Raw genomic sequence first — 22,704 nt, forward strand, 5'->3', positions numbered from 1 at the left:
AGGCCTCGGGTCGTTCGGCGGCGGTGTGGGTGGCCAGGAGATCGCCGCCGAAGTCGGCGTCCCGGTCGCGCAGCACGTTGTGGATGTGGTTGACGTTGTTCTGGGTGTTGTCGTACTCGATGACGAAGCGGGTGCCGGTGAAGCGGTAGTAGTGCGGCCGCCCGGGCTCCGTCGCACCCTCCCAGGCGAACCTGAGATCGTCGGCCACCAGCCGGTCGAGGAGGTCGGAGCCGAGCGGGTCGGTCAGGCGCCCCGCGTAGAGCTCGAGCAGTTCCTGGGCGGACCGCCGGGCGTCCCGGCTGAGCGCCGCGACCGGGACACCGGCCGCGGGCGGGAACGACGGCGGCACCCGCTCACGGTCGCCGGTGTAGATGTCGGCAGGCGCCTTCGGTGCCAGGCGCACGGCGGTCAGCTCGGCGGGTGGCAGCTCGGCGAGGATGTTCCGGGCCAGCGTCTCCTCGTGCCACAGCGGTGCGGTGACGATCCGCTCGCCCTGCCGGACCACAGCGGGGTTGCAGCCGAGGAACAGTGGTGCGACCACGACCTGCTCGCCGGACACCGTGACGTGCACACACAGGTGGTGGCCCTCCAGGCGCATCGACCAGGTCCCGTCCGCGCCCGGCTCACCGAAGATCAGAAACCAGAAGTCGGTCGAGTGCCGGCCCCGGGTATGCCCTTCGCGCCGGTCGAGCACGTCCTCCATGGCCATGATCACGGCGACCTGGGCGTGGCATGGCTCGCTCAGCACCAGGCCCAGCACGCGATGCACGAGCTGCCGCTGGCTCTTGTCCATGTCGCCTAACAGCAGACCCGCCCGGTCGCGCGGGACGTAGGTCCAGTCCCGCAGGGCGGGACCGGTCAGCGGATGCGCCAGCCCCCGTTTCTGTACCGGAGTACTGGATTGCAGCAGCGACCGCGCGGTGGTGCGCAGGTTGCCGGCGAGCGTCATGTGCCTGCCCCTAGGTTGCGTCGACCAGCCCGGAACGCACCGCCCGCAGGGCGGCCTGGGTGCGGTCCTGCACTCCCAGCTTGCCAAGGATGGCGCTGACGTGCGTCTTGACCGTCTTCTCCGACAGCGAAAGGGTACGGGCGATCTCGCGGTTGGAGCGGCCGCGGGCGAGCTCGGTGAGGACGTCGCGTTCCCGGGCGGTGAGGTCGGTGGCGGGATGCGAGTCCGCGGCGAGGAGGCGGGCGACGTCGGGGTGGAGGAGCACGTGCCCAGCGTGGACGGAGCGGATGGCGGCGGCGAGGGCGGGCGGGTCGACGTCCTTGTAGACGTAGCCGGCGGCACCGGCGCGGACGGCGGGGAGCACCGCGGCGGGCTCGGTGAAGCTGGTGATCACCAGGACCCGGGCGGGGTTGGCGTGCTCGCGGAGGCCGCGCAGGGCGTCGAGGCCGTCGGAGCCGGGCATGCGCAGGTCGAGCAGGACCACGTCGGGACGGAGCTCCTCGGCGGCGGCGACGCCGGTGACCCCGTCGGACGCCTCACCGATGACGGTGATGTCGTCCTGGAGGTCGAGGAACGTGCGAAGTCCTTGGCGCACAACGGGATGGTCGTCGACGAGCAGTACCTTGATCATGCCGGCACCGCCAGCCGGACGGTGGTGCCGGCGCCGGGCGTGGACGTCACGCTGAGCCGGGCGCCCACCGAGCGGGCCCGCTCGCGCATGGAGGCCAGGCCGAGCCGGCGGTTTTCCTCGGCCGCGGTGCCGGAGTCGAAGCCGCGGCCGTCATCGGTCACCGAGAGCACCACGTTTCCGTTGCGGGACACCAGATCCACGTCGATCCGGGACGCGCCGGCGTGGCGCAGCGCGTTGTGCAGGGCCTCCTGCGCGATCCGGAACACCGCCTGCTGCGCCTCGTCGGAAAGGCGCCCGACGCAGCTGCCGACGAACCGCACGGCCGGCTCGTGCACCCGGTCGAGCAGGTCAACCTGCTTGCGCAGAGCCACATCCAGCTCGTCGCCGGTGAGGTCCACCGGGCGCTGGCCGACCACGATGGCGCGCAGCTCGTCGGTGGCCTCGGCGGCCAGCCGGCGCACCGCGGCCAGCTCCTCCCTGGCCCGGGAGGGGTCCTGGTCCAGCAGCGTCGACGCGGCCTCGGCGACGAGTCTCAAGCTGAACAGCTTCTGGGTCACCGCGTCGTGCAGCTCCCGGGCGATCCGGTTCCGCTCCTCCACAATGGACAGTTCGCGGCCGCGCTCGTAGAGCCGGGCGTTCACCAGCGCGATGGCGGCGTGCGCGGCGAGCAGCCGGAGCAGCTCCTCGTCCTCGGCGGTGAACCCGCCGGGCCGGCAGCTGTTGGCCAGGAACAGCTCGCCGAGAATCTCCGCGCCGTCCACGATCGGCATGCCGAGGAAGTCGGTCAGCTCCGGATGCGCCGCCGGCCACCACCCGAACTGCGGGTGGTCGCGGATGTTGGCCAGCCGCACCGGGTTCGGGTCGCACAGCATCAGGCCGAGCACACCGTGCTGCCGCGGCACCGGCCCGATCGCGACCCACTGCTCGTCGCTGATGCCGTCGGCCAGGAACTCCCGGAACGAGCCCTTGCTGTCCGGGATGCCGAGCGCGGCGTAGCGGGCGTCCAGCAGCCGGCGCGCGGTGGTGAGGATCGTCTGCAGCACGTCCCGAACGGACAGGTGCGCGGTGACGGCCAGCACCGCCGCGCTCACCTCGCGTAGCTCGTCCCGTTCGATCCCGGTCACAGCCCCACGGTACTCACCGGGACACGGCCGCGGATCGGGCCGAGGTCCTAGGTCCAAAGACCGAGGACCGTCCCGTCCCCAGCCCGATGGCGGCGCCGTTGTCCGCCCCTAGCTTCGAGATCAGAGACGAAGGAGGTTGCGCGATGCCTGTCGCGATCATCACCGGGGCGTCCCGCGGGCTGGGCCTGGCCATCGCGAAGGGGTTGGCCGGCGAGGGCTGGCGGCTGGTCGTGGACGCCCGCGACGCCGGCGCCCTCGCCGGCGCGGTGGCCGAACTGCCCGGCGTCACCGCGCTCGCCGGCGACGTCACCGATCCCGGGCACCGGGCGGCGCTGGTCCGCGCCGCGGACGAACTCGGCGGGGTGGACCTGCTGGTGAACAACGCCGGCATCCTCGGACCCAGCCCGCAGCCGCGGCTGGCCGACTACCCGCTGGACGTGCTGCGCGCGGTGTTCGAGGTGAACGTGGTCGGCCCGATCGGCCTTCTGCAGTGGGCGTTGCCGTCGCTGCGGGAGCGTGGCGGGGCGATCGTCAACGTCACCTCGGACGCCGCGGTCGAGGCCTACGAGGGTTGGGGCGGCTACGGATCCGCCAAGGCGGCGGTCGAGCAGGCCAGCCGGATCCTGGCCGCGGAGGAACCCTCGGTGCGGGTCTGGTGGGTGGATCCCGGTGACCTGCGGACCCGGATGCACCAGGAGGCCTTCCCCGGCGAGGACATCAGCGACCGGCCACTGCCCGACACCGCCGTGCCGGCGTTCCTGCACCTGCTGCGGACCCGCCCGGAGTCCGGCCGGGTGCGGCTCTCCGAGCTGGCGGTACCCGCATGAGGGCGCTGTGGCTCCCGTTCGAGGTAGCGGATCTGGACGCGGCCACCCGGTTCTACACCGACCAACTCGGACTGTCCGTGGTGGACGGTTGGGATCGCGACGGCGAGCGCGGCGCGGTGCTCCGGGTGGCCGAGGGCGCCTTCGTCGAGCTCGTCTCGCCGGGGGTGGGCCATCCGCCGCTGGTCGCCTTCGAAGTGGCCAGCGAGTCCGAAGTGGACGGTGTGTACACCGGCATGGCCGACGCGTCCGCGCCGCCGGCCAGGTACCCGCGTGGCCATTACGGGTTCACCGTGCGCGGGCCGGCCGGCGCGAACGTCATGGTGTGGAGCGAGAGATGACCGCGATCGAGTTCACCCTGCCCGCCGACCTTGAGGCACACGAGCCGCCCGAGGCGCGTGGCCTGGCGCGGGACCGGGTACGCCTGCTCGTGGGTCGTCGCTCGGACAACTCCGTACGCCATCAACGGTTCTCGGATCTGCCCACGTTGCTGAAACCCGGCGACGTGCTCGTGGTGAACACCTCGGCGACGCTGCCGGCCGCGGTCGGGGTCGCCGGCGGCGGCCGCACCGTGCACTTCTCCACCGAGCGCCCGGACGGGACCTGGCTGGTGGAGGTCCGCCGCAACACCGCGAAGGCGACCGAGCCGTACTCCGGTGGCGCAGCGGGCGAGCAGTATCACCTGCTCGGCGGCGCCACGCTCACCCTGCGCGAACCGTACTCGGCGGGCCGGCTCTGGGTCGCCGACGTCGACCGCGCGGTTCCGGCCTACCTCACCACAATCGGCGCCCCGATCCGGTACCCCTACGTGCGGCAGCGCTGGCCGCTTTCCTACTACCAGACGGTGTTCGGCACCACGCCGGGCAGCGCCGAGATGCCCAGCGCCGGCCGGCCGTTCACCGCCGCGCTGGTCGCCCGGCTGGTCAGCGCCGGCGTGCAGTTCGCGCCGGTGCTGCTGCACACCGGCGTCGCCTCACCGGAGGCACACGAGCGCCCCTATCCCGAACGGTTCGCGGTCTCCGCACACACCGCCCGGGTCGTCAACCAGGCCCGGGCGGCGGGTGGCCGGATCATCGCGGTCGGCACCACCGCCGTACGCGCGCTGGAAAGCGCGACCGGCCCGGACGGTGTGGTCCGCGCGGCGGGCGGCTGGACCGAGCTGATCGTGACGCCCGAGCTGGGGGTGCGGGCGATCACCGGTCTGCTCACCGGTTTCCACGAGCCTCGTGCGTCCCATTTGGACATGCTGGCCGCGGTCGCCGGCCGCCCGCTGCTCGACCGGTGCTACACCGAGGCCATCGAGCACGGCTACCTCTGGCACGAGTTCGGCGACGTGAACCTGCTGCTGCCGTAGTTTCGCTACCGTCGGACCCATGACCGAAGAGTGGGACGACGAAGAGCGGGACTGGGTGGCCTGGCACGACTGGTACGACGAACCGGGATCGGTCCTGAGTCGTCGCCTGGTCGTGGTGCAGCAACGGATCCGCGAGGCGCTGGACGCCGCGCCGCCCGGCCCGGTGCGCGTGCTGAGCATGTGCGCGGGGCAGGGCCGCGATCTGCTCGGTGTGCTGCCCGATCATCCCCGCGGCCCCGACGTCCGGGCGGTCCTGGTCGAACTCGACCCGCATAATGCCGACGCCGCAAGGGAAACCGCCCACGCCGGCGGCCTCGGCGGGATCACCGTGCACACCGCTGACGCCGGATCGACCACCCCTTACCGCGACGTGGTCCCCGCTCACCTGGCCCTCGTGTGCGGTGTCTTCGGCAACGTCACCGATGCCGCCATCCAGCACACGATCGCCGAGCTTCCCCGCCTCTGCGCTCGCGGTGCCACCGTCATCTGGACCCGGCACCGCCGAGATCCCGACCTCACCCCGACCATCCGGGCCTGGTTCGCGGACAACGGGTTCACCGAGCTGGCCTTCGACGGCGAAGAGGACTCGTGGATGGGCGTCGGCAGCCACCGGCTGACCGGGCCCGCCCGACCCTACCGGCCCGATGTGCGCCTGTTCGAGTTCGTGCGTTAGTTCGACTTAGTCGGGGACTTAGTCTATGCTGGGCGCATGGTCGAGGTCGGTGTCCACGAGGCGAAGACAACGCTTTCTGCCCTGCTCCGCAGGGTCGCGGCAGGCGAGGAAATCACCATAACGAGCAGCGGGCAACCCGTGGCCCTGTTGGTGCCCGTACAACGTGGGCACTCGAGAGTCCTCGGCCGGGACCGCGGGCTGTTCGAAGTGCCGGACGACTTCGACGCTCCGTTGCCGGACGACATCCTCGAGGCGTTCGGCGCATGAAGTTGCTTGTCGACACGCAGTCCTGGCTGTGGATGCAAGCGCAGCCGGAACGGCTGAACAAGCGAGCGCTCACGCTGGTGACCGATCCCACGACGGAGCTCCTCCTGTCAGCCGCGAGCTCTTGGGAAATCGCCATCAAGTACGGCCTCGGCAAGCTGCCGCTACCGACAACCCCGGCTGAATATGTTCCAGACCGCATGCGCAGCAGCGCCATGAGCGCGCTGCCGGTTACACACAGCCATGCTCTCCATGTCGCCCTGTTGCCACCGCATCATCGCGATCCGTTCGACCGGTTGCTGATCGCTCAGGCACAACTCGACAACTTGACGATCCTCACCGCTGACCGGGTGTTCGAGCAGTACGACGTGAAGGTCTGCTGGTCTGGCTAGTTCATCCGTCCGCTAGGGGTTGTGCGAGACGGTGACCGGGAACTGCTGGAGTTGGGCGACGACCTGGTCGGGCGAGCCCACCGGCGCCAGATCGACCGGCTCCTGCAGCTGGTAGACGTCGCCGGTCGGCGGGAAATGGTCCAGGGTGCCGCTGACCAGCGTCGCGGTCTTCGTGTTCGACAGCACCATGGGCCCGCCCCCGCCCGGCGGCTTCTCCACCGTGACCGTGAAGTCGAGTAACATCGTCTGCCGGTACACCGGCGAGTTCCCGATGATCTCCAGCAAACTCAGCGGTGTGGTGTCGATGTCGGCCTGGGAGATGGTCACCCGGCCGAGCGCCTCCGAGTCGGCACTCACCTCGTGACCGATCACCTTGAGCCGGACACCACCGAGCCCCTCCCGGATGTTCGCCTCGACCCGGACCCGGATGCCACCCTTGAAATCCAGCCGGACCACACCGAGAACGTCCACCCGTAACGGCGTGTCCGCGGCATGACAGCTACACGGAATCTCCAGCCCGACGGGCGGCAGATACCGGCTCCCCGGATAAGTCATGATCAACCTCACAAAGGGCCTGGGAGAACGGAACGCGCCGAACGTACCCAGCCCGCAACCGTCCCGATAAGGCCCAACAGAGCGACACCCGCCGTCCCCCACACGGCCCATCCGACGACGTTCCGTCAACCCGCGCCGAGGCAGATGAAGGGGCGCCGGAAGGGGTCGGCGGCGATGGCTTCGGCCAGGGCTACGGCGGGACGGGTGCCAGCGGCGAGTTGGGAGTGGTAGTCGACCATGGCGGAGGCGGCGGCGATGTCGCCGACGCGGCTGATGGCGGCGATGACGGTGCGGACGCCACCGGCCAGCAGGGCACCGGCGAAGCCGAGGGCCTCGTCGCCGGGGCGGATGTGGTTCATGGCGAGCTCGCAGGCGGCGAGCACGACCTGGCGGGGCGGCTGGCGCAGCCGGGACAGCTCGTGGGCGAACATCGGACCGTCGGCAAGCTCGAGGCGGGAGAACATGGCGTTGGTCGGCTCGTGGGCGCCGTGCGCGGCGAGGTGCGCAATGCCCGCACCGTCCAAACCGGACAGAACCGCACCGACGGTGGCGGCGGATTCGCTCAACCGCAGCGCAGACGGGTATACCGTCCGCAGTGGACCCTCCTCGGCGATGGCCTGGCCGAGGAGCGGTCCGCGGGCGAGCAGGACGCGGTCGGCGGATCGCGCGGCCCGTTCGGCGGCCAGCCAGGCGGTGGCGGACGGGGCGACCACCACCGGGCAGTGCGAGAGCGACGGCAGGCTGCCCCACGCCACCGCGTACAGCGCGCCGGTCGGCACGATGATCAGCTCCCGGCCGCCGGCGGCTGTCCATAGTGGACGTAGCAGCTGCGAGTCGAGCGCGGTGGCGCTGCGTTGCGCCGAGTCCGCGGCCAGATGCCGGGAGAGCGGCCGGATGAGCTGCGCGTCCAGCGCGTCCGCCGTCCGGCTGGCCGAGCGGGTGACCACCTCGGCCATCGGCCCGGGCAGGCTGTCCGGGGCCAGCGCGTTGAGGTCGGCGTGGAACCGCGCCGCCCACTCCGCCGCCCGGGCGAGAGATCCCGACCGCACCAGGCGGGCCCGGCCGGCGGCGACCACCACGGCCACCAGCTCGTCGCCGGACGCGGCGATGGTGACCAGCGCCCGGTCCCCCAACGCGTCGGCGACCTCGCCGAACGTGGCCACCGGCCGCGGCTGCCCCCACGGCGAGGAGTACCAGCCCTGGCGCAGGATCTCCCGCTCCAGCGTGGCCGCCTGCCGGGCCTGCCGCCGCGCCGGCCGCCCGGCCACGCGCTCCAGCTGCACCGCCCGGCGCAGCGACCGCAGCTCGTCCACCTTCCCGGCGAGCACCGGATCGTCGATCGCCGGCATCGGCTCGTACCGGTACACCTGCGCCCGGGTCCGCTCCAGCCACCCGAACAGCTGCCGGGCACTGGTCCGCCGCCGGGACAGCACCTGCCGCACGGCCAGCTCGCCGAGCTCCCGCCCGTGGATCGCCGTGCCACAGACCAGATCCAGCCCGCCCATCCGGTCCCGCGCCCGGCCCAGCTCCGCCAGACCCGCCCGCGCCTCGCCCAGGGCGACCCGCGACGAACCGCCGGCGAGCGCCAACTCCGCGCGGCACAAGCGAAGCAGCATCTGGTTGTCCACCGGGGAGGTCGCCCGCGGCCGCGGCACCGCCTCCAACAGCAGCGTGGCCGCCGCGACGTCGCCGCGCCGCAGCTCCATCCGGATCGCCAGCATCAACGCCAGCGCCGACTCGTCCTCCAGCAGCAGCGCCCGCAACCGGTCGGCCAGCTTCACCGCGTCCACCGGCAGCGCGCGCGGAATCCGCCCGCGTGCCAAGGCAACCGCCACGTCCGCGCGCAGCGCCGCGAGCGCCGCCACCGCCGCCCACCGGGTGTTGCCGCGCCGGGTGAACATCCGCTCCGCGGCCCGGGCCCGGCGCCGCGCCTGCGCCACGTCCCCGGCCAGCAACGCCGCCGCCGCCCGGGCGATCTCCGCCTCGGCGGCGTCCTTGCTGGCCCGCTGCCGGCGCAGCTGCGGCAGCGCCTCGTCCAGGTGCCGCGCCGCGTCCTCCACCAGACCGGCGGCCAGCAGCGCCCGGCCCAGATCCAGTTGCAGCACCGGCACCATGCCCGGCACCAGCTCCCGGTAGGCGCGCTCGGCCTCGGAGTAATGCCGCAGCGCGGTCGGCATGTCCCCGGTCATGTAGGCCACATAACCCAGGTTGTGCCGGGCCTTGATGCCGAGCGGGTGCAGGTCGTACTCGTCGGAGAGCTCGATGCAGCGGCGCACGTCGGCGGTCGCGGCACCGGTCTGGACCAAGTCGATGTGCGCCAGGCTCCGGTTCAGGTAGACCGTGGCCAGCAGGTTGGGATCCCCGCCGCCGCGCGAAAGCCCGGCCTCCAGGCGCTCCGCGGCGACATCGAGCACCTGCAGGCCGTCGTCGATCCGCCCGGCCCGGATGAGCAGGAAACCGCGGTCGGACAGGATCAACGCGTCCAGCTCGTCCCGGACCTCGCCCGGTGGCAGGGAAGCCAGCTCGTCGCCGGCGCTGTCCAACCGGGCCAGCCCGGCGTCCAGTGAGCCGGCCTCCGCCTCGGCGTAGCTGAGGTTCACCACGACCCGAATGCGCAGCGCCGCGACCTCGGCGTCGACCGGTGGCGGCACCTCGTCCAGCACCCGCAGCGCCGCGTGCAGCAGCGTGCGACCGCGGTCGATCCGGTACGCCCACACCGCTTCCCGGGCGCGTTGCAGCAGGGCTGTCGCCTGGCGCAGCGCCCGGTCCCTGCCCCGGTTGGGCGCGCCGCTCGACATGCCGCTCACGGTACGGGTCGGCGCCGGGTTGACGCGGTCAGGACGCGGCCGGTCCCCGCCACGGGTTCTTGGCCAGCTTGGTGTCGACGGCCTTCAGCGCGCCTTCCGCCCGCTGCTTGCGCTTGACCAGATCGAACGAGTCGGGCAGCGCCTGGAACTCGCGGGCCAGCAGCCCGGCCACCACCGGCGTGGCGAACGAGGTGCCGGCCCAGACGGCGAACCCGGTGGTCAGGTCGTCCTCGTCGGGCGCGGACCGGGTCTTCGTGCCGTCCGGCAGCTGCAGGTCCGGCTGCATGGCGCCCTGCCAGAGCGGAACGGTGCTCACCACCGCGTCGCCGGGCGCCCACCGGTGAATCCAGTCGCCGGCGTTGCTGAACGCCGCCACGGTCGCCCCGGAGGCGTTGAGCGCGCCGACCGCGACCAGCAACGGGTTTCCGCCGTTGGTGCCGCCGGCGTTCAGCGCGAGCGCCGCCGGCACGAACGGCCGGGTGGTGGCGTCGTTTCCGGCCGCGGCCACCACCACGACACCCAGGTCGGTCAGCCGCTGCACCGCCTCGGCCAAAAGCTGGCGGGTGGTGTGGTCGTCGCGCTCCGGGTAGAACCCGAGCGAGAGCGACACCACGTCGATCATCAGCTCCGGCTTCTTGTGGTCGATGGCGTGCTGCACGCGGGCGCGCAGCCACTCCAACCCGAGCAGCACCGAGACGTCGGTGCAGATCCCGTCGGTGTGCAGCACCCGCAGCGACAGCACCCGCACGTCCGGGCAGTTCTGCAAAACCAGCCCGCTGACGAACGTGCCGTGCCCGGAGTGCGAGTCGATCAGCCCGAGCAGCGGCTGGATGGCGTCGGGCTTCTCCTCGGGCGAGGCGAGCGAGGCGACCGCGTCACCGGACACGTCGGCCAGGGTGGTCTCCAGCTCCGACACCAGGGCCTGGAACTCGTCGGACACCTCCACCACCGGGTCGCCGCCGAGCGGGCCGACCGGCAGCCACGGGTGCGGCCCGATGCCGGTGTCCATCACCGCCACCACCGGACGCCGCCCGGCCGCCAGCTTGCCCGGATCCTTGGCCCGCGCCGGCTTCGGCAGGAACAGCCGCACCGGGTTGCGCTCCCCTGTGGACAGTGAGATCCGCTCGCCCTGACCGTCCGCGACGGACGGTCCCTGCCCGGCGGGGGCTCCCTCGATCTCCACCGATGCCGCCACGGTCAGGTGCTCCAGGCCCACGCCGTTCAGGTCGTCCACGCCGATCGTGCGGCGCAGCGCCACCAGCGCGGCCCACGGGTCCGGCGCGCGGTCGGTCACGGCGTCGTCCTTGAGCCGCATCAGCACCGGGATCGGGAAGTTCGGGTCGAACGTCCTGACCGCCTCGGCCCACCGCTCCGTGCGCGGCAGCACCACGGTGAGCTCCACCTGGAGCGGGTCGAGCACCTTGTTGTAGCGGGCGATGGTCTCGTTGTCGAGCGCCTGGCGCAGCGGCACCAGCAGGGTGTCCGCCCGGTACGCGGTGGGCTCCGGCCGGGCGCTGCCGGCCGAGCGCACCGCGGTGGACGGGTCGAGCAGCCGCGACCGGTGCCGGACGAGCACGCTCGCCGGGAAGTTGACCATTTCCGGCAGCCGGTCGCCGCCGTCCGTTTCGCGATCGCCGTTCGGACCGGTCTTGTCCATGCTCGCCTCACCCCGTGTGCGTCTGGTTTCCACCAGATAGTCGACGATTCGGTGTGCGGCGTAACGCTAGCGGACCTAGGAGCGAGGATTGGCGCGGCTACCCGCGCACGAACACGCCGCAGGCGAAGCGGGCGCCCGAGTCACCGGTGCCGAGCGTGGCGGCGTCCGGGCCGGGCACGCCGGCCGCGGAGTAGCGGGCCGGGATGTTGGCGAAGTTGTCCGGCCCCGCATGGATGATGATCGCGCTGCCGTCCGCGTCGAACAGCAGCGCGGAGTTGAGCCGGTCGGTCTCGGTGGCGGTGGTCGTGATTCCGTCCGCGGTCACCAGCAGCGAGGGCAGGTCGCCGGAGTGCGCGCCATGGGTGTGGCCGCCGCTGTCCAGGTGCGGCCCGGCGGAGGCGAACGGGACGACGGCGCCGGTGGGGTCGGTGGCCCGCGGGTCGCAGAGACCGATCGCGTGCACGTGGAAACCGTGGAATCCCGGGGCGACCCCGGACAGGCGCCCGGCGACGGCGAGCTTCCCGCGGTCGGCGAAGAAGCTGACGGTGCCGAGCGTGACACCGTTGGCGTCACGGACGACCGCGTGCGCGACGCGGGACGAGGAGTCGGTCTGCGCGGCGCTTTCGGTGGCGACCACGCTGAGCATGGTCACGCCGAGCGCGCCGAGCACGGCAAGAGAACGAGTTGTACGCATGAACCCGTGTTACCAAAGGGCACCATCGGGGTAAATGGCGCGAATCGCCGGGTTCACCCTAGTGGTGCTTGGCTTACGCCCCTTGGGTTCCCCTGATCGGGTGGTTACCGCGTGGCGGCGATGGTGGCGCTGCCGAGCACCCTGTCGTCCTGGTATAGCACGACCGCCTGGCCCGGGGCGACCCCGCGCAGGCCCTCGGGCAGCCGCACCACCAATTCACCGTCCACAACGGACGCTACAGCGTCGGCGGTGCCGCCGTGCGCGCGCACCTGCGCCACGCAGCGGACATCTCCGGTCAGGGCCGCGCCGGCCGGCCACACCGGCCGCCGGCCCACGATCTCCCGCACGGACAGCTGCTCGGCCGAACCCACCTTCACCGTGCCGGAAACCGGCTCCAGGGCGAGGACGTAGCGCGGCCGCCCGTCCGGCGCCGGCACGTCGAGGCCCAGCCCGTGCCGCTGCCCCACGGTGAACCCGTGCACCCCGGCGTGCACGCCGAGCACCGCGCCGGTGGTCTGGTCCACCAGCCGGCCCGGCCGCTCGCCGAGCTGCCGGGTCAGGAACGCCCGGGTGTCGCCGTCCGGGATGAAGCAGATGTCGTGGCTGTCAGGTTTCTCGGCGACGGCCAGGCCGCGCGCCGCGGCCTCGGCCCGCACCGCCCCCTTCACCGAAGCGCCGAGCGGGAACATGGCGTGCCGCAACTGGTCCGCGGTCAGCGAGGCCAGCACGTAGGACTGGTCCTTCTCCGCGTCCGCACTGCGCCGCAGCTCGGGCCAGCCGTCCACAAGCGACAGCCGGGCGTAGTGCCCGGTGCACACCGCGTCGAAGCCCAGCGCCAGCGCCTTGTCCAGCAGCGCCTCGAACTTGATCCGCTCGTTGCAGCGCAGGCACGGGTTGGGCGTGCGGCCGGCGGCGTACTCGGCGACGAAGTCCTCGATCACGTCCTCGGTGAACCGCTCGGCGAAATCCCAGACGTAGAACGGGATGCCGAGGATGTCCGCGACCCGCCGGGCGTCGTGCGCGTCCTCCACCGTGCAGCAGCCGCGCGCCCCGGTGCGCAGCGTCCCCGCCCGGGGGCCCGGGGGTGTCCCCCGATGTGACTGTGCGGAAAGCGCCAGGTGCACGCCGACCACGTCGTGCCCGGCGTCCACCGCCCGGGCCGCCGCCACCGCGGAGTCCACGCCCCCGCTCATCGCCGCCAGCACCCGCATGGTCAGATCTCCACCTGCGCCGCTGCCCGCCGCATGCCGGCCAGCCCCGCGCCCCGGGCCCGCGCCACCGCCGGGCCGATCACCTCGGCCACCGCGCGCACGTCCGCCCGGGTCGAGGTGTGCCCGAGGGAGAACCGCAGCGACCCGCGCGCGGCGGCCGGATCCATGCCCATGGCCAGCAGAACATGGCTGGGCTGCGCCACCCCGGCCGAGCACGCCGAACCGGTCGAGCACTCGATGCCGTTGGCGTCCAGCAGCATCAGCAGGCTGTCGCCCTCGCAGCCGGGGAAGGTCAGGTGCACGTTGCCGGGCAGCCGCGACGGCGCACCGTCCACATCGGACTGGCCGGGGTCGCCGTTGAGCACGGCGTCCGGCACCACGGCGAGCACCGCGTCGATCAGCTCGTCGCGCAGCGCCGCCAGGTCCCCGGCCTGCTCCGCGCGCCGCTCGACGGCCAGCCGCACCGCGGTGGCGAACGCCACGATCGCCGGCCCGTCCAGGGTTCCCGAGCGCAGGTCCCGCTCCTGCCCGCCGCCGTGCAGCACCGGCGCGCACGGCACGTCCCGGCCGAGCAGCAACACGCCCACCCCGTACGGCCCGCCCACCTTGTGCCCGGTGAGCGTGAGCGCGCTCGCCCCGGACGCGGCGAAGTCCACCGGGATCGCGCCCACCGCCTGCACCGCGTCGGTGTGGAACGGGATGCCGTGCCCGGCACAGGTGGTGGCCAGCTCGCGGACCGGGTTCACCGTGCCGACCTCGTTGTTGGCCCACATCACGCTGACCACCGCCACCGAGTCCGGGTCCTCGGCGATCGCGGCACGCAGCGTGTCCTGGTGCACCCGGCCGAACGCGTCCACTTCGAGCAGGGTCAGTTCGGCGCCCTCGTGCTCGGCCAGCGACTGCGCGGCGTCCAGCACCGCGTGGTGCTCCACCGCGGAGACCAGTACCCGCCGGTGCTTCGGGTCGGCCGTGCGCCGCGCCCGGTAGATGCCCTGCACCGCGAGGTTGTCGCTCTCCGTCCCGCCGCCGGTGAAGATCACCTCGGACGGCCGGGCGCCCAGCGCGGCGGCGATCTCCTCGCGCGCCTCCTCCACCACCCGGCGCGCCCGCCGGCCGGAGGCGTGCAGCGACGAGGCGTTCCGCAGCAACGGAAGCGCCCGGGTCATGGCCGCGATGGCCTCGGGCACCATCGGTGTGGTGGCGGCGTGGTCGAGATAAGTCATCAGTCGACCAGGGTAGTCCGCCCTAGAGAAATTCAGTCACCTACCTGGGGCGCACGGGCCAGCCGGCCCGGCCGGAAGAGCACCGCGCCGGCCAGCGCCAGGCCCGCCATCAGCAGGTCCAGCACGATGACGGCGGCGGTGGGGTGCGTGGCGGAGGCCAGTGTGGTGAGCAACACTCCGCCGAACCCGACGGTCAGCGCCGAGCCGACCATGTCCGAGACCTGGACCGCCGCCGAGGCGAACCCCTTGTCGCCCTCCGCCGCGTACTTCAGCGTCAGCACGCTGATCGACGGGAACCCGATGCCCATGCCCAGACCCGCGACGAGCCAGAGCGGCCCGGCGAGCCAGGCCGGACCCCAGCTCGGCGCGACCAACGTCATCGCCGCCAGCACCGCGGCCAGGATGAGGAAGCTGGTCCGGATCAGCGTGGTCCGCGCGATGCCGGGATGCCGGCCCTGCCACTGGGATCCGGCCACCCAGCCGATCGAGGCGATGGTCAGCGGCAGCCCGGCCAGCGCCACCGGCAGGTGGTGCACGGCCACCAGGGTCAGCGGCACGAACGCCTCGACCCCGAACATCGCCCCGGCCAGCAGCCCGCGCGACAGGATGACCACCGGCAGCCCGGGCCGGGCGGTCAGCGTGCCGCGCGGGAGCATCACCCGCAGCGCCGGAATCAGCGCGGCCAGCCCGGCAACGCCCAGCACGGCGGTGGCGACGGACGGGTGCTGCGCCGCCCAGGTCAGCGCCGGGACGCCGAACCCGGTGGCGACGGCCGCGAGCGCGAGGCCGCGGCGGCGCGGCGCGGCCCGCTCGGCATCCGGCAGCCGGCGGACCGTGCGCAGCAGCAGGAGCAGCGCCAGCACGGCGAACGGGGTCAGGCCCAGGAACACCCAGCGCCAGCCGACCTGTTCGGTGACCAGGCCCGCGGCGGTCGGCCCGACCAGCGCCGGCACCAGCCAGGACGTCGCGACCAACCCGAACACGCGCGGCCGGACGTCTTCCGGATACACCAGCGCCACCAGCACGTAGACCGCCACCACCCCGGTGCCTGAGCCGAGCCCCTGCAGCACCCGCCCGGCCAGCAGCGCCGGCATCCCGGACGCCGTGCCCGCGACGAGCAACCCGGCCAGGAACAGGCTCGGTCCGGTGAGCAGCGCCGGCGCCGGGCCGAACCGGTCGCTGACCCGCCCGCACAGCACCGTCGCCGTCACGCTGGCCGCCTGGAACGCGGTGAACGGCCACGAGTACAGCGCGTTGCCGTCCAGCTCCGTGAGCATCCGCGGCATCGCCGTGCTGACCCCGAGGTTCTCGAACGCGAGGGCCGTAATGATCACCACGATGCCCACCGTGGCCGCCCGGCGATCCCGCCCCCAGAGCGACGTTCTCGGCTCGGCGTCGGTGGCGGTCACCAGGTAATCCTGCAACCTCCACCCCGATGGAGGTCCAGTGCATTACCGCCCATGTTGGCACCTCACGACGCCATGTTGGCCGCTGGCGTCGCCGTATTGGCCGCTGGCGTCGCCGTACTGGCGTGTGGCGCGTTCGCGCGCCTCGCCAGTCCCACCGACCCCTCGGAGCCACACCCTTCGCGGGATCGTGAGGCGCCAAGTCACCGACGTGAGGTGCCAACACGTCGACGTGAGGCGCAAACATGCCGCTAAGCGGAGTGGCTGTGCACCCGGTGCTCGGCGAGCGGCCGAGCCAGCCGCATCCGCCGCTGGGATGGCACGTGGACCCGGCCGAGCGCGGACAGGATCGCCGCCTCGGACAGTGCCGCGAGCTCGCGCCGGCTACCTGCCCGGCCGGGCTCGATGGCGGGCAGCACATGCACCTCCAGCACCAGCCCGTCCAGCCGGGCCACCCGGCGTATCGAATCGATCAGCGTCTCGTCGCCGATGAACGCGGGCGCCGTGGTCTCCCGGCCGTCCGCCATCCGGAACCGCAGCGCGACCGGGACCACCGGGACCTCGCCGTCGATCGCCGCCTGGAACGGCGCCGCGCGGAACCGCCCGGAGGCCAGTCCGCACCAGCTCGTGCCCTCCGGCGTCACGTTCACCATCGACCCGGCCCGCAGCACCGACGCAAGCTCCGCGGTCGCCGCCGGCAGCGTGCGCAGCCGCTCCCGGTCGATGTACACCGTGCCGGCCGCGGTCGCCAGCCACCCGATCACCGGCCAGCCCCGGACCTCGCTCTTGGCCTGCGCCCGCATCGGCCGCACCGCGTTCACCGCGACGATGTCCAGCCAGGAGATGTGGTTGTTCACCACCAGCGCGCCCTGCCCCGCGAAGGAGCCGAACACCTCCAGCCGCACGCCGAACGCCCGCAGCACCGCCCGGAAGAACCAGCGCACCAGCCGTTCCCGCCCGCGCCGCCCGGCCACCGGCATCACCGCGGCCGCCCCGAGCGCGGCGAACACCACCCCGCCGGCACGGACCAGCCGCCGCGACGCCCGTAGCTTCCCGACCGTCGGCTCGTCCCCCGGGAGGCAATCCGGGCCACACGGCGATGTGGGCATCCACGCGTGCTGTGTCTGACTGCGCTCGCTCGTTCCTCGCTCGCGCGGTTCGCGGCCTCTGGACCCGACGGCTTCCCTCCCTGCGCTGCTCGGTCGCTCGCCGGCGCTCACGCCAGTCCCCCCAGGAAGAACCGCAGGTAACGCTCATCGACGCGCTGCAGGTCGAGCAGCACGAACAGGTCCGCGACGCCGAAGTCGGCGTCCAGCGCGGGCGGCCCGCACACCCAGGCGCCGAGCCGCAGGTATCCCTTCAGCAGCGGCGGCAGCAGGGGGCGCGCCGGTGCCGCCACCTCGCCGGGCCGCCACGGATGCAGCGGCCGGACCCGGTACTCCGGCGGCGCGTAGTGCTTGTCCCGCACCAGGTTCCACACTCCGCTGGCGAGCGAGCCGCCGTCGGCCAGCGGCACGGACGCGCACCCGGCCAGCCACCGGTTCCCGGACAGGTACATGTACCGGCCGATCCCGGCCCACACCAGGCTCACCACGGCGCCGTTGCGGTGGTCCGGGTGCACGCAGGAGCGCCCGGTCTCCACCAGCGCGTCGCCGATCGGGCCGATCGCGGCCAGGTCGAACTCGGTCTCCGAGTACAGCCCGCCGGCCTCGGCGGCGCGGCCCGGCGGCAGCACCCGGTAGGTGCCGACGATCTCCCCGGTGGGGTCGTGGCGCACCACGAGGTGGTCGCAGTAGTCGTCGAAGTGGTCGATGTCCAGCCCGGGGACCGGACTGTGCAGGGTGGCACCCATCTCCCCGGCGAACACGCGGTGCCGCAGCCGTTGGGCTGCCTCGATCTCATCGCCGTGCCGGGCGACGAGAAAGGAGTAGCGCGGGGCGTCTGTTCCCGATTCCGCCGTGGTGATCAGGAGTTCGGACGTCGTCATGAGGTTGGTCTACTTGGCACGGACCTACCGGCGCGAGCCTGAATCGATGACGTTCGAGTGCAGCGTTGGTGAACGTTTCTCCCCGGCAAACCCCTCAACCCCTCGTTACCCCTTGCGCTTCGCGACCTCCTCGGCGAGCTGTGGCGCGACCTTGAACAGGTCACCGACCACGCCGAAGTCGGCGATCTCGAAGATCGGCGCCTCCGGGTCCTTGTTCACCGCGACGATCGTTTTCGAGGTCTGCATCCCGGCCCGGTGCTGGATCGCCCCGGAGATGCCCAACGCGATATAGAGCTGCGGGGACACCGTCTTGCCGGTCTGCCCGACCTGGAACTGAGCGGGATAGTACCCGGAGTCGACCGCCGCCCGGGACGCACCGACGGCCGCGCCCAGCGTGTCGGCGAGCCGCTCGACCACCTCGAAGCTCTCCGCGCTGCCCACCCCGCGCCCGCCGGAGACCACCACCGACGCCTCGGTCAGCTCCGGCCGGTCCCCGCCCACGATCGGCTCCACCCCGGTGATCCGGGCCGCCTTGGCCGGGTCCACGGCCGGCACCGCGACGGCCTCCTCGACCGCCGCGCCCTGCGCCGGCTCCGCCTCCAGGCCGCCCGGGCGCACCGACACGATCGGGATTCCCTTGGTGGACTTGGACTTCACCACGAACGCGCCGCCGAAGATGGACTGCACGGCGGCCAGGTCCGCGCCGGCGCCCTCCAGCCCGACCGCGTCGACCAGCAGTCCGGAGCCGGTGCGCGCGGCGAGCCGGGCGGAGATCTCCTTGCCGTCGGCGGTGGCCGCGACCAGCACCGCGGCCGGGGACGCCTGCCCGACCAGCGCGGCGAGGACGTCGACCTTCGGCGTGACCAGGTAGCTCACCGCGTCGTCGGACTCCGCCACATACACCTTGGCCGCACCGTAGGCGGCCAGCGCCTCGCGCAGCTTCGCCGCCGTGCCGGGCGCGCCGACCACCACCGCGGCCGGCTCGCCGAGCGCCCGGGCCGCGGTCAGCAGCTCGTAGGTGACCTTCTTGACCTCGCCGTCCGCGTGCTCGACGAGGACCAGGACCTCGGACATGTCTCTCCTCGAGTTCAGATGAGCTTCTGGGACACCAGGTACGCGGCGATCCGCGCGCCGCCGTCACCCTCGTCGGCGACCTTCTGGCCGGCCGTGCGGGGCGGCTTGGGCGACGCCTCGACCACCGCCGACCACGCGTTGGCGAGGCCGACCTCGCTCGCGTCGATGCCGAGGTCGGCCGCGGTCAGCGTGTCCACCGGCTTCTTCTTGGCCGCCATGATCCCCTTGAACGACGGGTAGCGCGGCTCGTTGATCTTCTCGCCGACGCTGATCACCGCGGGCAGGCTGGCCTCCAGGTGCGTGATCCCGTCATCGGTCTCGCGGTCCACCTTGATCGTGGTGCCGTCCAGCTCGACCTTGCGCGCGTGTGTGAGCTGCGGGTAGCCGAGCAACTCGGCCAGGATCGCCGGCACCGCCCCGCCGCCGCCGTCGCTCGCCTCGTTGCCGGCGATCACCAGCTCGGCGCCCTCCACCCGGCCGATCGCGGCGGCCAGCACCTTCGCCGTCTGGATCACGTCCGCGCCGTGCAGCGCGGGATCCGAGACGTGCACCGCCTTGTCCGCCCCCATCGACAGCGCCTTGCGGATGGCCTCACCCGCGCGCTCCGGCCCGACGCTCACCACGGTGACCTCGCCGCCGTGCGCCTCCTTGAGCAGCAGGGCCTCCTCCACGGCGCGCTCGTTGATCTCGTCGAGCACGGCGTCGGCCGAGTCGCGGTCGAGCGTGAAGTCGCCGTCGGTCAGCTTCCGCTCCGAGTAGGTGTCCGGCACCTGCTTGACCAGGACCACGATGTTTGGCATGGGTCTGCTTCGACCTCCCCGCTTCACCAGCGTGCGCATGTTACTTGCCAGTAGCATAAGGGCGAACGCGAGCACGCCGCCGAGCTTCGTGACCGTACTCACCCGATGTAGTGGACAGGTTAGTCCCGCCACCGGAGATCAACTCGACAATGCCTGAGCGAAGCCCGCCACCATCCCGGCCTCCCGTCACACGATTGCACCCAACAGGCGCGGGGAGGTAGCTGGATGGACGAGCGGCGGCGGGAGTTACGAGCCTCGGACACCGATCGGCAGGCCGCCGCCGAGCAGCTCCGGGCGGCCCACGACGAAGGCCGCCTCGACATCCAGGAGTACGACGCCCGCCTGCACCGCGCCTACCAGGCGGTGACCTACGGCGACCTGGCCGACCTCTTCACCGATCTCCCGGCCCCGCGCGCGCTCCGGCCCGCCACACCCTCGCCGCCCGCACCGGCACCCGCCACGCCCGAGCCGGACAACCCGATCCTGAGCTACTACGCCGGCCTCCCGGCTCCGCTCAAGGTCCTCTGGACGATCTGGCTGGCCGTCGTCTGCGTCAATGTCACCGTCTGGCTTCTGGTCAGCGTCACAGACTCCCACGTAGAAGAGTTCTGGCCAATGTGGCTCGCCATCCCCGGCGCGGCCCTCTTCGGCCTCTCCCTCGGCGCCACCGCCAGCCGCAAAAGCCGCACCACCCAGCGGTAACCTGATCGATTTCAGGCGAAAAGGAACTTCGCCGGCCAGACTCCATTGTTGACAGCTTCAGGGCAATTTGTCCTGCTGTGAACCACTGGCGTCACCGTGTCGTCCCACCGGCGTTTTAGCTCACGCGTGCCGGGTGCGGCTTCGTCCGGAAGAGGGATGGATCTGGTGACTGCCAACGACTCCTATGTACATAACCCGCCCAACCCCGGAGCCTTGAGGCTGCGGTCGATTCATCAACAGCTGACCGTGGGCGTGCAACCAGAGGCGGGTCTTGAGACGATGAACCGACTGGCCGCGATCGGCGATGAGCTGTATTCAGGTCTCGCCGACTTGAAGGACCTGGTAGGCCAATTGGAGCACATCTGGCAGGCGCCATCGGCACGGAAGGGCGGGCAAGCGATCGAGCGGGTTCGCAATTACGTCCAAGGATTGGCGGAGCACGCCCACGGGCTCAGCACGGTGTTCAGCAGGTATCTCGAGCAGGTCGGTACCGCGCGTTCCCACGTGCCGCCATTGCTGCCGACCGATGATCTGGTGGAAAGCGGAGCCGGTCCACTGGTGCTCGGGCCCATGGCGGTACCTCTTGCGGTGGAGCTGCAGTTCCGGACGCAGGAAGGCCGCGACGTCATGCAGCAGCTCACCGACGCCGCTCGGGCCGCCGACGCGGACTCACCCCCGTTTGAACCATTCCAGCAGCAACCGGCCGACCCGAAACCTCAGCCTCCCGCGCCTCGGCCCATCCCCAGCGGTCCGGGTGGGCCAGTTCCTCCCGGCGCTCCGGGGCCGATCGTGCCGGGGCCGGACACCGGGACGGATCCACCGCGCCCCGCTCCGCTGACCGACCGGCCGGCACCACCCGGCCCAAGGCGGACCCTGACCACAGGGCCGGTACAGGTCACCTCCCAAGCGAATGCCACCTCTGTCGCGAACTCCTCGCCCGGTGTCGACGTGCCTTTTGACGCTCCCCATGGCAAATCGGCCGCCCCGGGCACGGGCGCGGCGACGCCCCTCCCCGGGGCGCCGGGTGGGCGGACAACCGGAGCGCCGCTTGGCCGGACCGGCAGCGGCAACCCCGGCGGTGGCCGTGGTTTGCCGGCATCCGGCAACGGCGGCGTGCTTGACCGGGAAACTCTCGGCCGGCGCGGCGCGGGCGGTCTCGGACCCGGTGCGGCGGAGTCACCGATCGCGGGCGGCGGCCGGCGATCGGGTGACGAGGACGCCGAGCACCAGCGCCCGGCGTTCCTCGAGTCCGGCGAGGACTCCGAAGACCTGTTCGGCACCGACCAGATGACCTCCCCACCGGTCATCGGCGTGGATTAGTGGAGATAATGCGATGGCCGACCAAGACGCCCTAGGCTCGTTCGGAATCGTTGGGACCAGAGCAAGCGGCGTCACCGATTTCGTGCAGGACACCCGGGAAGTCGCGCGAAACGCCGGTTCCGTAGTGGAGGCATGGCTTGAGTCGGTGGCCATGGACCCCACGTCCATCCAGGCGTGGCTCAACCGGTTCGCCCAGAAGATCAACGATATCACTGAGCACCGAATCAATCTGATTGAAGAAGCCGGGAGAGCCGCCGACGTCCCCCTTGGCGAGTTTCCACCATCGTTGCAGATCAGGAAAAAGATGGCCGATCGCATGGGGCCTTCGGACGGAGGCCTCGCCGGGGTACTGGGCGATATCATAGGGCCACTGGAGGATATTCACGAAGCGTTCCGGCAGGCGCTGGCGGCCCACCTGCACACCGACCTCGACAGCGCAAAAGAATTCGACGGCAGTGGCCCCCAATGATCGCGCTCAAGCTCATCGCCACGTCCATGGCCCTCACCACGGCCCTGTTTCTCCCGATGGCGTGCACCTCCCTCGTGGCAGGGTCGCCGGTACCCCGGGCGGAAATTGGAAGCGCACCCCAGCGAAGCTCCACCATGTCGGCTCCCAGCACCCAGCGGTCCCTCGACGACCTGGCCATGTGTGACCTGCTCACCTTGGCCGACCTGCCCATACGCCCCGACCGAGGCGGGCACACGACGCATGAACCCAGAGACAAGGGCGATGCCTGCGTCGTGACCGTACAAATGAGTGACGCGTTCAGTATCCTAACCGTCAAGGTGAGTCGCAACGCTCTCAAGTTCTCCGATTACACCCCGCCAAGCGTGTCGCCCAACGGCAAGTTTATTCAGATCGGCGGGCGCAGGGCATGGTCGGGCAACCCGGTGACCACGGGCTCGGACAAGTACTGTTTCACCGCCTTCGGAGCGGCCGACGGCTACATTTCGCTGACCATCCTCGACGAGACCAAGCGTGGTGTCGCCCCCTGTGACACCGACGTGGGATTAGCGGAAAAGGTAGTGTCTCGCACACCTGAGCCATACGAGTAGT

The 22,704-nt window shown here is 71.9% G+C and carries 24 protein-coding genes; 10 read left to right on the plus strand and 14 right to left on the minus strand.

The genetic code is table 11. The annotated features are described in order from the left end of the window. The 3 genes from VGR06_RS40390 to VGR06_RS40400 all read right to left on the minus strand — a co-directional run. The coding region (locus VGR06_RS40390; RefSeq protein ID WP_327564531.1) for a DUF3500 domain-containing protein at positions 1–949 on the minus strand (949 nt) is incomplete at its 3' end. A gap of 10 nt (positions 950–959) precedes the next feature. After that, positions 960–1,580, minus strand: coding sequence for a response regulator transcription factor (locus VGR06_RS40395; protein WP_327564532.1), 621 nt, complete (start codon positions 1,578–1,580; stop codon positions 960–962). After that, the gene (locus VGR06_RS40400; protein ID WP_327564533.1) at positions 1,577–2,704 is read right to left on the minus strand and encodes a GAF domain-containing sensor histidine kinase; all 1,128 of its coding nucleotides are present in this window, start codon (positions 2,702–2,704) and stop codon (positions 1,577–1,579) included. The genes VGR06_RS40395 and VGR06_RS40400 overlap by 4 nt, the downstream gene beginning before the upstream one ends. 143 nt (positions 2,705–2,847) lie before the next feature. Here VGR06_RS40400 and VGR06_RS40405 point away from each other — a divergent pair, with 143 nt between their 5' ends. Genes VGR06_RS40405 through VGR06_RS40430 form a run of 6 tightly spaced genes read left to right on the plus strand, consistent with a single transcriptional unit; the run spans position 2,848 to position 6,211 of the window. After that, the gene (locus tag VGR06_RS40405) at positions 2,848–3,531 is read left to right on the plus strand and encodes an SDR family oxidoreductase (RefSeq protein WP_327564534.1); all 684 of its coding nucleotides are present in this window, start codon (positions 2,848–2,850) and stop codon (positions 3,529–3,531) included. After that, entirely contained in the window at positions 3,528–3,869 is a 342-nt protein-coding gene (locus VGR06_RS40410; protein WP_327564535.1) for a VOC family protein, read from the plus strand. Before VGR06_RS40405 ends, VGR06_RS40410 begins: the two co-directional genes overlap by 4 nt. Then, the gene (locus tag VGR06_RS40415) at positions 3,866–4,882 is read left to right on the plus strand and encodes an S-adenosylmethionine:tRNA ribosyltransferase-isomerase (RefSeq protein WP_327564536.1); all 1,017 of its coding nucleotides are present in this window, start codon (positions 3,866–3,868) and stop codon (positions 4,880–4,882) included. The genes VGR06_RS40410 and VGR06_RS40415 overlap by 4 nt, the downstream gene beginning before the upstream one ends. A 19-nt stretch (positions 4,883–4,901) precedes the next feature. Beyond that, a complete protein-coding gene (locus VGR06_RS40420) occupies positions 4,902–5,555 on the plus strand; it encodes a class I SAM-dependent methyltransferase family protein (RefSeq protein ID WP_327564537.1) in 654 nt (217 codons plus the stop codon). A 36-nt stretch (positions 5,556–5,591) separates the two neighbouring features. Continuing rightward, entirely contained in the window at positions 5,592–5,822 is a 231-nt protein-coding gene (locus tag VGR06_RS40425; protein ID WP_327564538.1) for a type II toxin-antitoxin system Phd/YefM family antitoxin, read from the plus strand. Then, positions 5,819–6,211, plus strand: a complete 393-nt coding sequence (locus VGR06_RS40430) for a type II toxin-antitoxin system VapC family toxin (protein WP_327564539.1) — start codon at positions 5,819–5,821, stop codon at positions 6,209–6,211. The genes VGR06_RS40425 and VGR06_RS40430 overlap by 4 nt, the downstream gene beginning before the upstream one ends. A gap of 12 nt (positions 6,212–6,223) precedes the next feature. On the opposite strand, the gene VGR06_RS40435 is transcribed toward VGR06_RS40430, so the two are convergent. From VGR06_RS40435 to VGR06_RS40485, 11 genes are all read right to left on the minus strand, one after another. Further along, positions 6,224–6,766, minus strand: a complete 543-nt coding sequence (locus VGR06_RS40435) for a hypothetical protein (RefSeq protein ID WP_327564540.1) — start codon at positions 6,764–6,766, stop codon at positions 6,224–6,226. A gap of 125 nt (positions 6,767–6,891) precedes the next feature. Beyond that, positions 6,892–9,564 carry a CHAT domain-containing protein gene (locus VGR06_RS40440; RefSeq protein WP_327564541.1) on the minus strand — a complete coding sequence of 891 codons (2,673 nt, stop codon included), beginning with the start codon at positions 9,562–9,564 and terminating at the stop codon, positions 6,892–6,894. 37 nt (positions 9,565–9,601) lie between these two features. Continuing rightward, complete coding sequence (locus VGR06_RS40445) at positions 9,602–11,230, minus strand: S8/S53 family peptidase (RefSeq protein WP_327564542.1); 1,629 nt, start codon at positions 11,228–11,230, stop codon at positions 9,602–9,604. 97 nt (positions 11,231–11,327) lie between these two features. Further along, a complete protein-coding gene (locus tag VGR06_RS40450; RefSeq protein ID WP_327564543.1) occupies positions 11,328–11,924 on the minus strand; it encodes a superoxide dismutase family protein in 597 nt (198 codons plus the stop codon). A gap of 104 nt (positions 11,925–12,028) precedes the next feature. Then, positions 12,029–13,135: a tRNA 2-thiouridine(34) synthase MnmA gene (gene mnmA, locus VGR06_RS40455; protein ID WP_327564544.1), complete on the minus strand. Its 1,107-nt coding sequence runs from the start codon at positions 13,133–13,135 to the stop codon at positions 12,029–12,031. 2 nt (positions 13,136–13,137) lie between these two features. Then, the gene (locus VGR06_RS40460) at positions 13,138–14,358 is read right to left on the minus strand and encodes a cysteine desulfurase family protein (RefSeq protein ID WP_327564545.1); all 1,221 of its coding nucleotides are present in this window, start codon (positions 14,356–14,358) and stop codon (positions 13,138–13,140) included. A 32-nt stretch (positions 14,359–14,390) separates the two neighbouring features. After that, entirely contained in the window at positions 14,391–15,770 is a 1,380-nt protein-coding gene (locus tag VGR06_RS40465; RefSeq protein WP_414637437.1) for an MFS transporter, read from the minus strand. A 245-nt stretch (positions 15,771–16,015) separates the two neighbouring features. After that, on the minus strand, positions 16,016–16,873 hold the full coding sequence (locus VGR06_RS40470; RefSeq protein WP_327564547.1) for a lysophospholipid acyltransferase family protein: 858 nt from the start codon (positions 16,871–16,873) through the stop codon (positions 16,016–16,018). A 107-nt stretch (positions 16,874–16,980) separates the two neighbouring features. Beyond that, the gene (locus tag VGR06_RS40475; RefSeq protein WP_327564548.1) at positions 16,981–17,751 is read right to left on the minus strand and encodes a GNAT family N-acetyltransferase; all 771 of its coding nucleotides are present in this window, start codon (positions 17,749–17,751) and stop codon (positions 16,981–16,983) included. A 105-nt stretch (positions 17,752–17,856) separates the two neighbouring features. Then, positions 17,857–18,825, minus strand: coding sequence for an electron transfer flavoprotein subunit alpha/FixB family protein (locus VGR06_RS40480; protein ID WP_327564549.1), 969 nt, complete (start codon positions 18,823–18,825; stop codon positions 17,857–17,859). Between the two features lie 14 nt (positions 18,826–18,839). Next, positions 18,840–19,625 (minus strand): electron transfer flavoprotein subunit beta/FixA family protein, encoded by a 786-nt coding sequence (locus VGR06_RS40485; RefSeq protein WP_327564550.1) that lies wholly within the window; start codon positions 19,623–19,625, stop codon positions 18,840–18,842. A gap of 225 nt (positions 19,626–19,850) precedes the next feature. Here VGR06_RS40485 and VGR06_RS40490 point away from each other — a divergent pair, with 225 nt between their 5' ends. The 4 genes from VGR06_RS40490 to VGR06_RS40505 all read left to right on the plus strand — a co-directional run bounded on the left by VGR06_RS40490 (position 19,851) and on the right by VGR06_RS40505 (position 22,703). Beyond that, positions 19,851–20,327, plus strand: coding sequence for a DUF1707 domain-containing protein (locus VGR06_RS40490; RefSeq protein ID WP_327564551.1), 477 nt, complete (start codon positions 19,851–19,853; stop codon positions 20,325–20,327). 165 nt (positions 20,328–20,492) lie between these two features. After that, positions 20,493–21,647, plus strand: coding sequence for a hypothetical protein (locus tag VGR06_RS40495; protein WP_327564552.1), 1,155 nt, complete (start codon positions 20,493–20,495; stop codon positions 21,645–21,647). Positions 21,648–21,660: 13 nt separating this feature from the next. Beyond that, entirely contained in the window at positions 21,661–22,116 is a 456-nt protein-coding gene (locus VGR06_RS40500) for a hypothetical protein (RefSeq protein ID WP_327564553.1), read from the plus strand. Further along, positions 22,113–22,703 (plus strand): hypothetical protein, encoded by a 591-nt coding sequence (locus VGR06_RS40505; RefSeq protein WP_327564554.1) that lies wholly within the window; start codon positions 22,113–22,115, stop codon positions 22,701–22,703. Before VGR06_RS40500 ends, VGR06_RS40505 begins: the two co-directional genes overlap by 4 nt. Position 22,704: the final 1 nt, after the last annotated feature.

This window comes from Actinophytocola sp. (assembly GCF_036002505.1).
In the GTDB taxonomy this organism is placed as follows: Bacteria; Actinomycetota; Actinomycetes; order Mycobacteriales; family Pseudonocardiaceae; genus DASYTH01.

Coding starts and splice junctions, on each gene's coding strand:
- VGR06_RS40415 (WP_327564536.1), top strand. CDS start 3,866: ATGACCGCGATCGAGTTCACCCTGCCCGCCGACCTTGAGGCACACGAG.
- VGR06_RS40425 (WP_327564538.1), top strand. CDS start 5,592: ATGGTCGAGGTCGGTGTCCACGAGGCGAAGACAACGCTTTCTGCCCTG.
- VGR06_RS40485 (WP_327564550.1), bottom strand. CDS start 19,625: ATGCCAAACATCGTGGTCCTGGTCAAGCAGGTGCCGGACACCTACTCG.
- VGR06_RS40405 (WP_327564534.1), top strand. CDS start 2,848: ATGCCTGTCGCGATCATCACCGGGGCGTCCCGCGGGCTGGGCCTGGCC.
- VGR06_RS40440 (WP_327564541.1), bottom strand. CDS start 9,564: ATGTCGAGCGGCGCGCCCAACCGGGGCAGGGACCGGGCGCTGCGCCAG.
- VGR06_RS40445 (WP_327564542.1), bottom strand. CDS start 11,230: ATGGACAAGACCGGTCCGAACGGCGATCGCGAAACGGACGGCGGCGAC.
- VGR06_RS40505 (WP_327564554.1), top strand. CDS start 22,113: ATGATCGCGCTCAAGCTCATCGCCACGTCCATGGCCCTCACCACGGCC.
- VGR06_RS40490 (WP_327564551.1), top strand. CDS start 19,851: ATGGACGAGCGGCGGCGGGAGTTACGAGCCTCGGACACCGATCGGCAG.
- VGR06_RS40470 (WP_327564547.1), bottom strand. CDS start 16,873: ATGCCCACATCGCCGTGTGGCCCGGATTGCCTCCCGGGGGACGAGCCG.
- VGR06_RS40450 (WP_327564543.1), bottom strand. CDS start 11,924: ATGCGTACAACTCGTTCTCTTGCCGTGCTCGGCGCGCTCGGCGTGACC.
- VGR06_RS40410 (WP_327564535.1), top strand. CDS start 3,528: ATGAGGGCGCTGTGGCTCCCGTTCGAGGTAGCGGATCTGGACGCGGCC.
- VGR06_RS40475 (WP_327564548.1), bottom strand. CDS start 17,751: ATGACGACGTCCGAACTCCTGATCACCACGGCGGAATCGGGAACAGAC.
- VGR06_RS40500 (WP_327564553.1), top strand. CDS start 21,661: ATGGCCGACCAAGACGCCCTAGGCTCGTTCGGAATCGTTGGGACCAGA.
- mnmA (WP_327564544.1), bottom strand. CDS start 13,135: ATGCGGGTGCTGGCGGCGATGAGCGGGGGCGTGGACTCCGCGGTGGCG.
- VGR06_RS40435 (WP_327564540.1), bottom strand. CDS start 6,766: ATGACTTATCCGGGGAGCCGGTATCTGCCGCCCGTCGGGCTGGAGATT.
- VGR06_RS40420 (WP_327564537.1), top strand. CDS start 4,902: ATGACCGAAGAGTGGGACGACGAAGAGCGGGACTGGGTGGCCTGGCAC.
- VGR06_RS40430 (WP_327564539.1), top strand. CDS start 5,819: ATGAAGTTGCTTGTCGACACGCAGTCCTGGCTGTGGATGCAAGCGCAG.
- VGR06_RS40480 (WP_327564549.1), bottom strand. CDS start 18,825: ATGTCCGAGGTCCTGGTCCTCGTCGAGCACGCGGACGGCGAGGTCAAG.
- VGR06_RS40395 (WP_327564532.1), bottom strand. CDS start 1,580: ATGATCAAGGTACTGCTCGTCGACGACCATCCCGTTGTGCGCCAAGGA.
- VGR06_RS40460 (WP_327564545.1), bottom strand. CDS start 14,358: ATGACTTATCTCGACCACGCCGCCACCACACCGATGGTGCCCGAGGCC.